At 43.3% G+C, this 15,009-nt stretch carries 12 protein-coding genes; 6 read left to right on the top strand and 6 right to left on the bottom strand.

From position 1 onward, the window contains the following. Position 1: 1 nt before the first annotated feature. The 5 genes from mnmE to rpmH form a co-directional block, all read right to left on the bottom strand. On the bottom strand, positions 2–1,366 hold the full coding sequence (gene mnmE, locus PSI23_RS04835) for a tRNA uridine-5-carboxymethylaminomethyl(34) synthesis GTPase MnmE (RefSeq protein WP_273554014.1): 1,365 nt from the start codon (positions 1,364–1,366) through the stop codon (positions 2–4). Between the two features lie 187 nt (positions 1,367–1,553). Further along, the gene (gene yidC / locus PSI23_RS04840) at positions 1,554–3,170 is read right to left on the bottom strand and encodes a membrane protein insertase YidC (protein ID WP_273554015.1); all 1,617 of its coding nucleotides are present in this window, start codon (positions 3,168–3,170) and stop codon (positions 1,554–1,556) included. Between the two features lie 2 nt (positions 3,171–3,172). Further along, entirely contained in the window at positions 3,173–3,433 is a 261-nt protein-coding gene (yidD, locus tag PSI23_RS04845) for a membrane protein insertion efficiency factor YidD (RefSeq protein ID WP_193851887.1), read from the bottom strand. Continuing rightward, entirely contained in the window at positions 3,397–3,756 is a 360-nt protein-coding gene (gene rnpA, locus PSI23_RS04850) for a ribonuclease P protein component (protein ID WP_273554016.1), read from the bottom strand. The genes yidD and rnpA overlap by 37 nt, the downstream gene beginning before the upstream one ends. A gap of 18 nt (positions 3,757–3,774) precedes the next feature. Then, positions 3,775–3,915 (bottom strand): 50S ribosomal protein L34, encoded by a 141-nt coding sequence (gene rpmH, locus PSI23_RS04855; RefSeq protein WP_273554017.1) that lies wholly within the window; start codon positions 3,913–3,915, stop codon positions 3,775–3,777. Positions 3,916–4,644: 729 nt separating this feature from the next. Here rpmH and dnaA point away from each other — a divergent pair. From dnaA to PSI23_RS04880, 5 genes are all read left to right on the top strand, one after another. Further along, on the top strand, positions 4,645–6,033 hold the full coding sequence (dnaA, locus tag PSI23_RS04860) for a chromosomal replication initiator protein DnaA (RefSeq protein WP_273554018.1): 1,389 nt from the start codon (positions 4,645–4,647) through the stop codon (positions 6,031–6,033). Between the two features lie 4 nt (positions 6,034–6,037). Next, a complete protein-coding gene (dnaN, locus tag PSI23_RS04865; protein WP_273554019.1) occupies positions 6,038–7,138 on the top strand; it encodes a DNA polymerase III subunit beta in 1,101 nt (366 codons plus the stop codon). 33 nt (positions 7,139–7,171) lie between these two features. Beyond that, on the top strand, positions 7,172–8,263 hold the full coding sequence (gene recF / locus PSI23_RS04870) for a DNA replication/repair protein RecF (protein ID WP_273554020.1): 1,092 nt from the start codon (positions 7,172–7,174) through the stop codon (positions 8,261–8,263). 18 nt (positions 8,264–8,281) lie between these two features. Next, positions 8,282–10,696 (top strand): DNA topoisomerase (ATP-hydrolyzing) subunit B, encoded by a 2,415-nt coding sequence (gene gyrB, locus PSI23_RS04875; protein WP_273554021.1) that lies wholly within the window; start codon positions 8,282–8,284, stop codon positions 10,694–10,696. Between the two features lie 406 nt (positions 10,697–11,102). Beyond that, positions 11,103–11,891: a GNAT family N-acetyltransferase gene (locus tag PSI23_RS04880; RefSeq protein WP_273554022.1), complete on the top strand. Its 789-nt coding sequence runs from the start codon at positions 11,103–11,105 to the stop codon at positions 11,889–11,891. Positions 11,892–12,006: 115 nt separating this feature from the next. On the opposite strand, the gene asd is transcribed toward PSI23_RS04880, so the two are convergent. Next, positions 12,007–13,125 (bottom strand): aspartate-semialdehyde dehydrogenase, encoded by a 1,119-nt coding sequence (gene asd / locus PSI23_RS04885; protein ID WP_273554028.1) that lies wholly within the window; start codon positions 13,123–13,125, stop codon positions 12,007–12,009. A 1,624-nt stretch (positions 13,126–14,749) separates the two neighbouring features. Here asd and PSI23_RS04890 point away from each other — a divergent pair. Beyond that, on the top strand, positions 14,750–15,009 hold a 260-nt coding region (locus tag PSI23_RS04890; protein ID WP_273554023.1), incomplete at its 3' end, for a helix-turn-helix domain-containing protein.

Raw genomic sequence — 15,009 nt, forward strand, 5'->3', positions numbered from 1 at the left:
TTCACTTACCAATACAAAAACTCGAGAAAATTCGCCCCAACAAATCATCGGAAGTAAATTCGCCGGTGATTTCACTCAATGTTTGCTGTGCCAGACGCAGTTCTTCTGCCAGCAATTCTCCTGAACGGGCAAAGACCAGTTGCTGATGGCCTTCCTGTAAATGTTCTGCCGCCGTATTCAATGCCTGCAAATGACGACGACGGGCAAGGAAACCACCTTCAGTATTACTGTTGAAACCGATTGTCTCTTTTAGATGGTCGCGCAGCGAATCGACACCTTTCCCATCACGGGCAGAGAGGCGAATTAATGTATAACCGCTGATTTCTGAAACACCGATTTCTTCCCCGGTCATATCTGTCTTATTACGAATGACCGTAATAGGCAGAGATTCAGGCAGCTTAGTCATAAATTCAGGCCAGATTTGTGCCGGCTCAATGGCATCCGTGGTTGTACTGTCCACCATAAACAGCACCCGATCGGCCTGCTCGATTTCCTGCCATGCCCGCTCAATGCCGATACGTTCCACTTCATCGCTCGCTTCGCGCAATCCCGCCGTATCAATCACATGCAGCGGCATTCCATCGATATGAATATGTTCACGCAAAACATCACGTGTTGTACCTGCAATATCAGTCACAATCGCGGCTTCACGTCCTGCCAGTGCATTAAGCAGGCTGGATTTACCCGCATTCGGGCGCCCTGCAATCACGACTTTCATGCCTTCACGCAACAAGCTGCCCTGACGCGCCTGTGAACGCACCTGATCCAGTTCTGTGATCACTTTATCCAGCTTGGCTTCTATCTTGCCATCAGAAAGGAAATCAATCTCTTCATCAGGAAAATCAATCGCTGCTTCAACGTAGATCCGCAAGTTAGTCAGCGCTTCTACCATTTGATGAACTTGGTTGGAGAACGTTCCTTGTAGGGAGTTCATCGCGGAGCGTGCCGCTTGTTCGGAACTGGCGTCGATCAAATCTGCAATGGCTTCTGCTTGTGCCAAATCGAGTTTATCATTCAAGAAAGCACGTTCAGAAAACTCCCCCGGATTCGCAATGCGCACGCCGGAAATAGCCAGAATACGCTTTAACAGCAAATCCAGAATAACTGGCCCGCCGTGCCCTTGAAGCTCCAGTACATCTTCTCCCGTAAATGAGTTAGGGCCAGGAAAGTAAAGTGCAATCCCCTGATCAAGTACAGAACCATCTACATCACGGAAGGGCAGGTAATCAGCATAACGGGGTTTTGGGAGTTTCCCCAATACCACCTGAGCGACTTCCGCCGCCTTACGGCCAGAAATACGCAGAATGCCTACACCGCCTCGTCCCGGAGGAGTGGCCTGAGCGACTATTGTATCGGTGGTATTCATGAAATTCTCTCTTTTGACCTATATCCGCCATCTTCAAGCAAATTGCTGCTTTATTGACTGTAAGCTGAAATCTATCGGGTATATAAACTGCAATAATAAAGGCGGTCAATGACCGCCTTCTACTTATATTTTAAAATTAATACCTTATTTTAAAACAAGTATCTTAAAAACTAGCTTTTAAAAAGCGCTACTTTTTTTCGCGGGTATGCAAGCCGCGTTTCTCCAGACTGCGGAAAATAACCTGCTGCTGGATAATGGTAACCAAGTTACTGACGATATAGTACAGAACCAGACCAGATGGGAACCACAAGAAGAAGACGGTGAACACGACAGGCATGTAGGTCATGATCTTCTGCTGCATTGGGTCAGTCACAGTAGTTGGTGACAGTTTCTGGATAACAAACATGGTCACACCCATCAGCAATGGCAGAATGTAGTAAGGATCTTGTGCAGACAAATCCTTAATCCAACCAATGAACGGTGCATGGCGCAGCTCAACAGAACCCATCAGCATATAGTACAACGCAAGGAAGATTGGCATTTGAATCAACAGAGGTAAGCAACCGCCCAGCGGGTTTACTTTCTCAGTTTTGTACAACGCCATCATTTCTTGGCTCATGCGCTGGCGATCATCACCAAAACGCTCCCGCATCGTCGTGATTTTCGGCTGCAACAGACGCATTTTCGCCATTGAAGTGTATTGCGCTTTAGTCAGCGGATACATGATACCGCGTACGATAAAGGTGATCGCAATAATGGAGAAACCCCAGTTACCGATGAATTCATGCAGGAATTTCAACAGCTTGAACAATGGCTGAGAAATGAACCACAACCAACCGTAATCTACAGTCAGATCCAGATGTGGTGCAACCGCCGCCATTTTGTCCTGAATTTCAGGGCCTACCCACAGAGTAGAAGAAATATTCTGCTGGCTCTTCGGCGCGATATTGATGTTTTCACCCTTGTACCCGACGATCGCCATTTTTTGGTCTTTCAGGTCAATGGTATAGAAAGTACTGGTTTTGCTTTCTCCCGGAACCCAAGCAGTAGCGAAATATTGTTGGAGCATCGCTACCCAGCCACCTTTTGTGGATACGGAAAGCTCTTTGCTTTCAATATCACCAAATTTGTACTTTTCGTATTTTGTGTTATCAGAAGAGTAAGCAGCACCACGATAAGTATGCAGAGCAAAGTTGCTGCTGCCATTATCACGATGTTTTGGCAAATCAATGCTCTGCTTCAACTGACCGAAAAACGCCATCTGTAATGGTTTGTCAGTGACGTTATTGATGCTGTAATCAACAGAAACTGCATAGCCACCGCGTTTTAAAACGAAGGTCTTGACATAAACCACGCCATCCGGTGCGGTATAAGTCATCGGAATACGTAATTCATCCTGACCATCAGCCAAAACAAAGCTATTTTGGGTGGCATGATAAAGCGGACGTTCAGCTTGCTTATCTGGACCATTGGTACCAGTTAATCCACTTTGAGCCTGATAAGTGAACTCAGGGGTTGTTTCCAGCAGTTTGAACGGTGTTTTGGAGCCCAGAGTATCTGGATAGGCCAGCAGATCAGCCTCCTCGATATCACCGCCACGGGTATTGATATGCAATGAAAGCACATCCGTTTTCACGGTGACCAGTTTACCTTGCCCACTGCTTGCTTCGCTACTCAGCGTAGTATTTGCTTGCTGCGTGATCTGGGCCGTTGGTTGTGGGTTTTTGTCATTTTCCCACGCCTGCCAGACCAAGAACGAAACAAACAGCAAGGCGATGAGAAGAAGATTGCGTTGCGAATCCATCGTTAATGTTCTCTGTTATCGTCGTTTTTTTTAGGTGGGACAGGATCATCACCACCTTCGTGTAAAGGATGGCATTTTAATACGCGCTTCACTGTTAACCAGCTGCCTTTTATCATTCCAAACCTGCGCAATGCCTCTATGCCATAGTGGGAACAGGTAGGATTGAAACGACAATGAGGCCCCAGCAGTGGACTAATCACTAACTGGTAGCCTCGGATCAAAGCAATCAGGAGGCGCGAGCCAAGCGACAGTGACGACGCCATAATTTGCCCAAAGCTTCCGTTAGCTCACGGTTATCAAGCTCAGCAACCCCTTTTCTCACCAAAATCACAAAATCCATTGAAGGCAATTTATGCTGGTTTAAACGAAAACTTTCACGAGCCAGTCGCTTGATACGATTTCGCTCATGGGCGCGTTTAACATTTTTTTTGGCTACGGTTAGACCGATGCGGGGATGCCCCAGCTCATTCAAGCGTCCGAGAATAGTTATTTCTGCAGAGCTTGCCCGTTGTGGCTGCTGGAAAACATATGTGAAATGCTCGGGAGTTAACAAACGTAACTCCCTCGGAAAAGCGAGCTTAACCACTTGGTATGGTTAGCTTTATTACTTAGAAACGGTCAAACGAGAACGGCCTTTTGCACGACGGCGGGCCAGAACTTGACGACCATTTTTAGTGGCCATACGAGTGCGGAAGCCGTGAGAACGGTTACGCTTCAGTACGGACGGTTGAAAAGTGCGTTTCATAGCGATTTCTACCTAGCTTAAAATTTGTTACTGATTCAGCAAATGCGTTGACGACCAGTGAGAAATAAGTAGACACCAATGCCTCAGTCGCAACATCAATATATAGAAAGAGGCAGGATTGTAATAAAATGTACTACCCTTAGTCAATCCAAGATGACACAAGCCTAACCGACTTCCTGTCGGATTTTCTATTTCAATCAGACGTTCGGTCAGACTTTTTGCTACCCGAAGTGCTTACCCCAAATCCTCACCAGACATAAGCCGGAAAAAATCGTTGGTATAACACGTAGGGTGCAAGATTATACGGACTGTGCAATAAAGCGCAAGGATCATACACAGATCATTGCATCTAAAATGAGTGATCATCGCATTGTTTTCACGTTGAATTTTAAACGATAGCTAAATGAAGTTTGCTATATGCCATGATTCCACTACAGTATCTTTTGCGGGCCTTTATATTCTGCAAGTGCCGAAGCGTGGTGATCTCCCTGTGGATAAAAAGCGTCAAAGCTGTGTAAAAGAATGAGGATCTATGTCGTCTTTTGCGTTATGATCGTTGGCCACGATCCCAACCTCTCTCATATGTGGATCGTTGGGGAGCGATGATGTTAAAAATCGCCACAAGGTACATGCTACCTTCCTCTCCATTGAGGAATTACGCCTTGTGCCCAGCATAACGTATCTTTTATTCCGGTTTCTTTTATTGGTCTTGTTTTAGGGGAGTTCGCCGTGTCACTTTCGCTTTGGCAGCAATGTCTTGCCCGATTGCAGGATGAGTTACCTGCCACAGAATTCAGTATGTGGATACGACCCCTTCAGGCAGAACTAAGTGATAACACTTTGGCTCTCTATGCCCCCAACCGTTTTGTGCTGGATTGGGTAAGAGAGAAATATATTAATAATATCAATTTGTTATTAAATGATTTCTGTGGTCCTGAAGTACCGTTACTGCGTTTTGAAGTAGGAAATAAACCTGTTTCACCAAACCAGTCTGCAGCTCAGAAAATCATTGCCGATATGCCAGTGGCTGCTGCGCCGTCCAATTCATCAGTACGCCCAAGTTGGGACAACCCAAAAGCCCAGCCAGAGTTATCTTATCGTTCCAATGTTAATCCCAAGCATACATTCGATAACTTTGTTGAAGGTAAATCCAACCAACTCGCCAGAGCTGCTGCCAGACAAGTAGCTGATAATCCAGGGGGCGCATACAATCCCCTGTTCCTCTATGGCGGAACCGGATTGGGCAAAACCCACCTTTTGCATGCTGTCGGCAACAGCATCATGGCACGCAAGTCCAATGCAAAAGTGGTTTACATGCACTCTGAACGTTTCGTTCAGGATATGGTAAAAGCATTACAAAATAATGCGATAGAAGAATTCAAACGTTATTATCGCTCAGTGGATGCCCTACTGATCGATGATATTCAGTTTTTTGCAAATAAAGAGCGATCCCAAGAAGAATTCTTTCATACGTTCAATGCCTTGTTAGAAGGTAATCAACAGATTATTCTGACATCAGACCGCTATCCGAAAGAGATCAATGGCGTCGAAGATCGGTTAAAATCCCGTTTTGGCTGGGGATTAACCGTTGCCATCGAACCACCGGAGCTGGAGACTCGCGTTGCCATTCTGATGAAGAAAGCTGATGAGAATCAAATCCAGTTACCGGGAGAAGTGGCTTTCTTTATTGCCAAGCGCCTGAGATCTAACGTTCGTGAACTCGAAGGCGCCTTGAATCGAGTCATCGCCAATGCCAATTTTACAGGCCGTGCGATTACTATTGATTTTGTACGCGAAGCATTACGTGACTTATTGGCTCTACAGGAAAAGCTGGTAACCATTGATAATATTCAGAAAACTGTAGCTGAATATTACAAAATCAAGGTTGCGGATCTGCTTTCCAAGCGCCGCTCACGCTCCGTTGCCCGTCCGAGACAAATGGCAATGGCGCTGGCAAAAGAGCTGACAAATCACAGCTTGCCTGAAATCGGGGATGCCTTTGGTGGACGTGACCATACAACTGTACTTCATGCCTGTCGAAAAATCGAACAACTGCGTGAAGAGAGTCATGACATCAAAGAAGATTTTTCTAACTTAATCAGAACATTATCTTCCTAGCGCTATGAAATTCATCATTGAACGTGAGCAATTATTAAAACCTTTGCAGCAGGTGAGCAGCCCCTTGGGCGGCCGCCCTACTCTGCCCATTTTAGGCAACTTATTATTACAAGTCACAGCAGGTTCCCTGCTGCTGACGGGCACCGATTTGGAAATGGAAATGAAGGCTCGGGTTACACTTGCCCAGCCACATGAACAAGGTGCAACCACTGTCCCCGCACGTAAATTCTTTGATATCTGGCGCGGGTTGCCTGACGGAGCGGAAATCAGCGTAGAACTGGACGGCGATCGCATTCTCGTCCGTTCTGGTCGCAGCCGTTTTTCGCTCTCGACTCTACCCGCTTCAGATTTTCCCAATCTTGATGACTGGCAGAGCGAAGTCGAATTTTCTCTGCCTCAGGCCACACTGAAACGTCTGATTGAATCCACTCAATTTTCCATGGCGCATCAGGATGTTCGCTATTACTTGAATGGTATGTTGTTTGAAACTGAAGGCGAAGAACTGCGTACCGTAGCCACCGATGGTCATCGTTTGGCGGTTTGTTCAATGAACATCGGACAAAACCTGCCGTCCCATTCAGTGATCGTACCTCGCAAAGGGGTCATTGAATTAATGCGTCTGCTGGATGGTGGTGACAACCCACTGCAACTACAGATTGGTCGCAACAACATCCGTGCCCATGTTAGTGATTTTATCTTCACATCGAAGTTGGTTGATGGCCGCTTTCCTGACTATCGCCTCGTACTGCCAAAAAATCCTGATAAAACGTTGGAAGCTAATTGTGACACGCTTAAGCAGGCATTTTCACGGGCAGCGATTTTATCCAACGAAAAATTCCGTGGCGTTCGCATCTATTTAAGTGAAAACCAACTTAGAATTACCGCCAATAATCCTGAGCAGGAAGAAGCAGAAGAGATCGTTGATGTCAGTTATCAGGGCACTGAAATGGAAATTGGCTTCAATGTCAGCTACGTATTGGATGTTCTAAACGCATTGAAATGCGAGCAAGTGAGCCTCCTGCTAACGGATGCCACATCCAGTGTAAAAATTGAGAATTCAGCCAGTCAAGCTGCGACTTATGTCGTGATGCCGATGCGTCTGTAAAGAATGCGCCTATAACAGAATTAACTCATAAATATGATTCTCTCGCGTTTGCTGATCCGCGATTTCCGTAATATCGCGGATGCTGATCTGTCATTGGCAACCGGTTTTAATTTTCTGGTTGGGCCAAACGGTAGCGGCAAAACAAGTATACTGGAAGCCATTTATACATTAGGCCATGGTCGTGCTTTTCGCAGTATTCAGGCAGGAAGAGTAATTCGCCATGACTGCGAAGAGTTCATTCTTCATGGGCGAATTAATCAGCAATCCCATGAACGTATGTTGTCGGTGGGCTTAAGCAAAAACCGTCAAGGCGATAGCAAGGTCAGGATAGATGGCAGTGATGGGCATAAAATTGCTGAATTGGCGAAAATGCTGCCCATGCAACTTATTACGCCAGAAGGTTTTACTTTACTAAATGGTGGCCCGAAATATCGTCGGGCTTTTATTGATTGGGGATGCTTTCACAATGAACCACGCTTTTTTACTGCCTGGGCCAACCTGAAAAGGCTGCTCAAGCAGCGGAATGCGGCATTGCGACAAGTCACCCGCTACAGCCAAATCCAGCATTGGGATCGGGAGCTTGCTCCGCTCGCAACCGAAATCAGTCAATGGCGGGCTGAATATATTGCAGGAATTTCCGAGGATATAGAAAAAACCTGTAAACAATTTTTACCTGAATTCACACTCAGCATCAGCTTCCAACAAGGCTGGGACAAAGAGAGTGAATATGCGGAACTGCTCGCGCGGCAATTTGAGCGCGACAGATCGCTAACCTACACGGCTTCCGGCCCGCATAAAGCTGATCTGCGGATCAGGGCGGACAGTACACCAGTAGAAGATATGCTGTCCCGTGGTCAGTTGAAGCTACTGATGTGCGCGTTGAGGTTAGCACAGGGTGAATATTTCACCCGACAGAGCGGGCAAAAATGCCTGTATCTGCTTGATGATTTTGCCTCAGAACTGGATGCCGGCCGTCGTCAGCTATTAGCCGGGCGTCTAAAATCTACGCAAGCCCAAGTGTTTGTCAGTGCAATTACACCTGGGCAAGTTACAGACATGATTGATGTAAATAGCAGGATGTTTCGCGTAGAACATGGCAAAATCGAGGTTCAACCACAGGATTAAGATGAGCGAGAAACGTTGATGTCGAATACATATGACTCCTCAAGTATCAAGGTATTAAAAGGGCTGGATGCTGTCCGTAAACGTCCAGGCATGTATATCGGTGATACCGATGATGGTACTGGCCTGCACCACATGGTCTTCGAGGTTGTTGACAACGCTATCGACGAAGCCCTCGCAGGCCATTGTGACAAGATAATTGTCACTATCCATGCAGATAACTCGGTTTCTGTGCTGGATGATGGCCGCGGTATTCCTACCGGCATACACGAAGAAGAAGGTGTTTCAGCAGCAGAAGTTATCATGACCGTGCTGCATGCGGGGGGTAAATTCGATGACAACTCCTATAAAGTTTCTGGTGGCCTGCATGGCGTAGGGGTTTCTGTTGTTAACGCCTTATCGGAAAAACTGGAACTGACTATCCGTCGTGACGGGAAAGTCCATGAACAGACCTACCACCATGGTGTTCCACAGTCTCCGCTGAACATCGTTGGCGATACCGAACATACAGGAACCACTGTCCGTTTCTGGCCAAGTATGGATACGTTCAAGATTAACACTGAATTCGAATACGATATTCTGGCAAAACGCCTGCGTGAATTATCATTCCTGAACTCTGGTGTTTCAATTCGTTTAGTCGACAAACGTACAAATGCAGAAGATCTCTTCCACTATAAAGGAGGCATCAAAGCATTTGTTGAGTTCCTGAGCCGTAATAAAAACCCAATTCACCCAAATGTCTTCTATTTCTCTACAGAAAAAGACGGTATTGGCGTTGAAATTTCCATGCAATGGAATGATGGTTTTCAGGAAAACATTTACTGCTTCACCAACAACATTCCTCAGCGCGATGGAGGAACCCATTTAGTTGGTTTCCGTACCGCGATGACCCGTACCCTCAATAGCTATATGGATAAAGAGGGTTACAACAAAAAATCTAAAGTCAGTGCCACTGGTGATGATGCCCGTGAAGGCCTGATTGCAGTAATTTCCGTTAAAGTACCTGATCCTAAATTCTCTTCCCAGACCAAAGATAAGCTGGTTTCTTCCGAAGTGAAGACCGCAGTCGAAACTCTGATGAATGAGAAGTTGGTGGAATACCTGCTGGAAAACCCGAACGATGCTAAAACCGTCGTCGGTAAAATCATTGATGCAGCCCGTGCCCGTGAAGCAGCACGTAAAGCCCGTGAAATGACCCGCCGTAAAGGTGCGCTGGATCTGGCTGGATTGCCGGGCAAACTGGCTGACTGTCAGGAACGCGATCCTGCCCTGTCCGAACTCTACTTAGTGGAAGGTGATTCTGCGGGTGGTTCAGCAAAACAGGGACGCAACCGTAAGAATCAGGCTATCCTGCCATTGAAAGGTAAGATCCTGAACGTTGAGAAAGCACGCTTTGATAAAATGCTCTCTTCACAGGAAGTCGCAACTTTGATCACCGCTCTGGGCTGCGGGATTGGTCGTGATGAATATAACCCGGACAAGCTGCGTTATCACAGCATAATCATCATGACCGATGCCGACGTTGATGGTTCACACATCCGCACCCTGTTGCTGACATTCTTCTATCGCCAGATGCCGGAAATCATTGAGCGTGGCTATGTCTACATTGCCCAGCCACCACTGTATAAAGTGAAGAAAGGTAAACAAGAGCAATACATCAAAGATGACGATGCAATGGAAGCCTACCAGATGTCCATCGCATTGGATGGTGCTGCATTGTATACCAACCCACATGCACCAGCCCTGAAAGGCGAAGCACTGGAAAACTTGGTAACTGAATTCAATACTACCCAGAAAATCATCCGTCGTATGGAGCGTATGTATCCGCTGGCTCTGCTGAACAACCTGATTTACCATCCAAAACTAACTGAAGATGCTCTGAACAATCAGGCAAAAGTGGAAGAATGGGTAAGTTCTTTGGTTATTCGTCTGAATGACAAAGAGCAGCATGCCAGCACTTACAGCTATCAAATCCATGAGAACCGTGAGCGCCAAATTTTCGAACCAGTTCTGTGCATTCGTACACATGGCGTTGATACCAACTACAATCTGGATTTCGACTTCATCCATGGTGGCGAATATCGCCGTATCACCAAACTGGGTGAATTGTTCGCGAACTTGATTGAAGAAGATGCATATATCGAACGTGGTGAACGTCGTCAGGCAGTAAGCAGCTTTGAACAGGCTCTGGAGTGGTTGACCAAAGAATCGCGCCGCGGTCTTTCCGTCCAACGTTATAAAGGTCTGGGCGAAATGAACCCTGATCAATTGTGGGAAACCACTATGAACCCAGAAACACGTCGTATGATGCGTGTAACAGTGAAGGATGCGATTGCAACTGACCAACTGTTCACAACGTTGATGGGGGATGCAGTTGAACCTCGCCGTGCCTTTATTGAAGAAAATGCGCTGAAAGCAGCGAATATTGATATCTGATTTTGCTGCTTAAATCTTATATCCCAGATGATCATGTTATCTGGGATATAAAACCTCATACAGATTCATGTATGAGGTTTCATTTCCCAACCCTGCTCAATATGTCATTATTATTTTATTTATAACTATAATCAGAGAAATCCATGAGGTAGGAAAACCAGATAATCAGAAAAGATGAAAATCCAGAAAAAACAAAACTAAAAGCATAGTGCTATGATTTATTAAAAAATAATCAATAAAAAAACAAAATATATACATTTTAAATAGACAAAGAAAATATTTTGTTTATCCTATATAAAATAGTTATCTCTACGACAATCCCCCTCCTCCAACGCAAAAACATAAGAAAAACAAACTACTTATTTTCACCAAAAGCCAATTCATTTACAATCAAAGAGATCTCATCATGCTAAAACGAACTGCCTCCTTTAATAGTTATATACACAAAACTCCATCATACTCTTTATCCCGTTCAAAATCTTTCCATTCTTTACCACCTGATAATATATTGAAGATAAACGTTAATTACCAAAATCCAAGATTGATTAACGGATATGTGCCAGTAATCAGAGAAACTAATATAGAAAAGGGAATAATTGCAGTTAATCAAATTTACCAATCAATCAAGACAGATGGATGGATTAGTCATATTAGTAATACTGGTGATATTAGTGATATTACTAAAAGAGAAAAAGAGATATACAAAAAACAAGAAAAAACACGCGAAGATTTATGGAATATGAGATGCTGCATAACATATAATCTTTTAAATAAGATGCAAAAACTTTTAAATTTGCTGAAGAAAATGGGAGATACTCAAAACCACACTTGTTTTGTTTGTTACAATAATACGAAACCTACCGGAGTCATACTAATTAGAAAATATCATTCTCAACATAGCAGAGTAAAAGCGTACTATCCTGAGATAATTTACCTTATAACCCACCCAGGCATCCAGAATTGTGCCTATTTACTGATGGAAAAAGCAGTTAATATATCTTATCAAATGGGTTATCACGGAAAATTGAAACTAACAATTGCAACAGATGAACTATCTCCAAAAGTTTATGAAAAGATGGGTTTTATTAAAATGAAAGAGCCAGATAATATGAAGATGACATTAGACCCGAATGGAAACAAAGCCTGGATTTTCTCTCCGAGTCATGGCGGTTATCGATTTACAGGAACTTACTGAAATTAAAGATAATACAAAGTATTCAATGAAAAATAACAAAACTCAAACCGCCAATTTACCTATTCAATTGGCGGCCGATTTCAGAAAATCCAATAAAATAACTATTAGATTCTTTCTACAGCAGAATACGCAACATCCGGCGCAACGGCTCAGCCGCTCCCCACAACAGCTGATCACCAACAGTAAAGGCGGATAGATATTCCGGCCCCATATTCAGCTTACGCAGACGACCAACTGGTGTATTCAATGTTCCGGTAACCGCGGCTGGTGTTAACTCACGCATCGTCAATTCACGATCATTTGGGATAACGCGAACCCAATCATTATGGGAAGCCAACAACATTTCAATTTCATGAATCGGAATGTCTTTTTTCAATTTCAGGGTAAAAGCCTGACTATGACAGCGCAATGCTCCAATACGGACACACAGGCCATCAATCGGAATCACATTGTTACCCGTGTTCAGGATCTTGTTAGTTTCTGCCTGGCCTTTCCACTCTTCGCGGCTCTGCCCATTATCCAATTGCTTATCAATCCACGGAATCAAACTTCCCGCTAAAGGAACGCCAAATTGTTCCGTCGGCAATGCACCGCTGCGGGTAAAATTTGTTACACGTTTTTCAATATCCAAAATTGCGGAAGCAGGGTTCTGTAACTCCCCAGAAACCTGATTATGCAGCATCCCCATTTGCACCAACAACTCACGCATATGGCGAGCACCACCGCCAGAAGCTGCCTGATAGGTCGATACCGACGCCCATTCAATCAAATCATTGGCAAACAACCCGCCCAACGACATCAACATCAAACTAACGGTACAGTTACCACCAACAAAGGTTTTGATACCTTTATTCAGGCTATTCTGAATATGCTGATGGTTAACAGGATCAAGAATAATGACTGCATCATCATTCATACGCAGCGCAGAAGCGGCATCGATCCAATATCCCTGCCAACCTGTTGCCTTCAGTTTGGGATAGATTTCATTAGTATAATCCCCACCCTGACAGCTAATGATAATATCCAGCGCATTCAGAGCCTCGATATCAAAAGCATCTTGTAATACACCTGATTTTCCTGCGTTATTTATTGCAAACTGCGGGGCAGGAAGCCCATGCTGGGAAGTTGTGAAAAAAACCGGATTGATCTCATCAAAATCCCGTTCTTCCAACATCCGCTGCATCAATACTGAGCCGACCATACCACGCCAGCCGATAAAACCTACACTTTTCATCATGGATACCCTGTCTTGAGAGAAATTAATCAGACACACTGACCCCATTAAAGCTGACAAAATATGACGAAAGGTGCAAGCATATTTATGAACTATGTCACTAAGCATTTCTGCATGGATGCACCCGCCATTTTAAACCATATTGAGGTATGTCCTTCCATACCAGTATCAAAATTATTTAGCGGTTTACCCGCTCTTTAGGTCTCAAGAACCGCATTGAGGTGATCGGAGCCAATTGAGAGAATTCTGAAGCAAAATATTCATCGATTCTTCATACTAAGAGCACGAATAAAATGGCGATGAAATGGATTATTCTTCACTTAATTAATTATTATAGGAGTAAAAAATCAAAAACAAATAATGTTGTAAATGGGTGAACAAAGTAGTGTTTTCAATCACTGTAGTTACTCATGAATGGATAGTTGTAACGATAATCAATCAATAAGGTTAAATGTCGAAAATGAACAAATTGAATAAATTAAAGAAAATGGCTATTTCAAATATAGTTGGCTTATGCCTTTCAATATTTTTTATAAACAAATCGTCACTGTTAATTTTACAAAGTGGTAATTATTATAATATAGCAATAGCAATTGTATTATTTTTTGGATTTAAGTATATTTGTGAAAAACTGATTGAGATTTTATTTTTCAAATGATAAAAATCATCATCCAGTGCAATCGTGGCCTCCGGGTTATCACTGGCGATATAATCCAGACAAAAAACAATCTTTGAGTTGGAAATAATATCGTTATAAGCAAGAACAATCTGAATTTATTGATAATTATTTTGTAATACGGGTATTTCTAATATGGTTGTTTTCTTTTCAGATGACTAAGAGCCTAGTATCCCCTACTGCTTGCAATGGGGTAATTTATTTAAAATATAACATTCTGATTAATCATTTATTTTTTGGTATACTCAACGGTCATGTTTGTTCACGGTAACAATATCCTTCTTGTGACCGTGAGAGAATGAAGGCATTCCCACAGCGATAACCTCTACTTGGGATGAATATTTGGTTTCATAAATCCCCTCGCCATCATGTCATAGTATAACAATAACTCAGCTTTCAGTTACTGATAACTGTCTTCTGACACATTCTAGGTTGTCAGCCAAACAGTAAGATGAAGCTATCTGATTTTGAACGGTAAGCAAGACCTCTATCCATGTTTGCTAAAATTTATCACCCTAATATTAATAATGGGTAATATTTACAATTAAATAATTTTACTTACAAAGTATTTATTGGTTCATAATTAATAAAATAGTATTTTTCTTCTTCCTTGCTCAACTGACAACTTTAGGTTTTTCCTCTAAGAATTTTCACTTGATTAGAAAATTAATTTATATTTCTCATTCATTTTGGTACTCATCATTTCCTTTCAGCCTAAATTCAAAAAACGACCATATTAAAAGTTCAATATCTATGAGTAATTTCAATAAATCAAAGTTATCTAATTATTGCGATAAGATTCAAAAAAGCCCCCTTTTCTTCTATTAAGTTATTTTTAAAAATGTTTTAATTAAGTATTATTTCGTGGATTCACCTAATAAGTGCAATTTCTAAGAAAGGCGGTCAGTTGCTATAGTAGGCATCTTTCTCGCCAAAGGAAAATGCGCTATGACCTATAAACAACTGACCGAAACAGAAAGATATCAGATTTTCAGCTTGAAAGAAGCCGGTTTTTCACAACGGGAGATTTCAAAGTCACTCAATCGAAATCCATCAACGATTAGCCGGGAATTGAGACGAAATCGGGAGGCAAAGAAATATGCTCCTGAACAGGCTCAGCTTAAGGCCGTAGCGCGCCGACATTGTGCTACAAAAGCAGTAAAAGTGAAACCAGAGATAGAAATGTGGATCAAACAGTTAATTTGGCA

The organism is Xenorhabdus yunnanensis (assembly GCF_028598805.1).
Classification (GTDB): Bacteria; Pseudomonadota; Gammaproteobacteria; order Enterobacterales; family Enterobacteriaceae; genus Xenorhabdus; species Xenorhabdus yunnanensis.

What these genes read in the sequence shown, in the direction of transcription:
- mnmE (WP_273554014.1), bottom strand. Translation starts at nt 1,366, where the DNA reads ATGAATACCACCGATACAATAGTCGCTCAGGCCACTCCTCCGGGACGA.
- yidC (WP_273554015.1), bottom strand. Translation starts at nt 3,170, where the DNA reads ATGGATTCGCAACGCAATCTTCTTCTCATCGCCTTGCTGTTTGTTTCG.
- yidD (WP_193851887.1), bottom strand. Translation starts at nt 3,433, where the DNA reads ATGGCGTCGTCACTGTCGCTTGGCTCGCGCCTCCTGATTGCTTTGATC.
- rpmH (WP_273554017.1), bottom strand. Translation starts at nt 3,915, where the DNA reads ATGAAACGCACTTTTCAACCGTCCGTACTGAAGCGTAACCGTTCTCAC.
- dnaN (WP_273554019.1), top strand. Translation starts at nt 6,038, where the DNA reads ATGAAATTCATCATTGAACGTGAGCAATTATTAAAACCTTTGCAGCAG.
- recF (WP_273554020.1), top strand. Translation starts at nt 7,172, where the DNA reads ATGATTCTCTCGCGTTTGCTGATCCGCGATTTCCGTAATATCGCGGAT.
- gyrB (WP_273554021.1), top strand. Translation starts at nt 8,282, where the DNA reads ATGTCGAATACATATGACTCCTCAAGTATCAAGGTATTAAAAGGGCTG.
- PSI23_RS04880 (WP_273554022.1), top strand. Translation starts at nt 11,103, where the DNA reads ATGCTAAAACGAACTGCCTCCTTTAATAGTTATATACACAAAACTCCA.
- asd (WP_273554028.1), bottom strand. Translation starts at nt 13,125, where the DNA reads ATGAAAAGTGTAGGTTTTATCGGCTGGCGTGGTATGGTCGGCTCAGTA.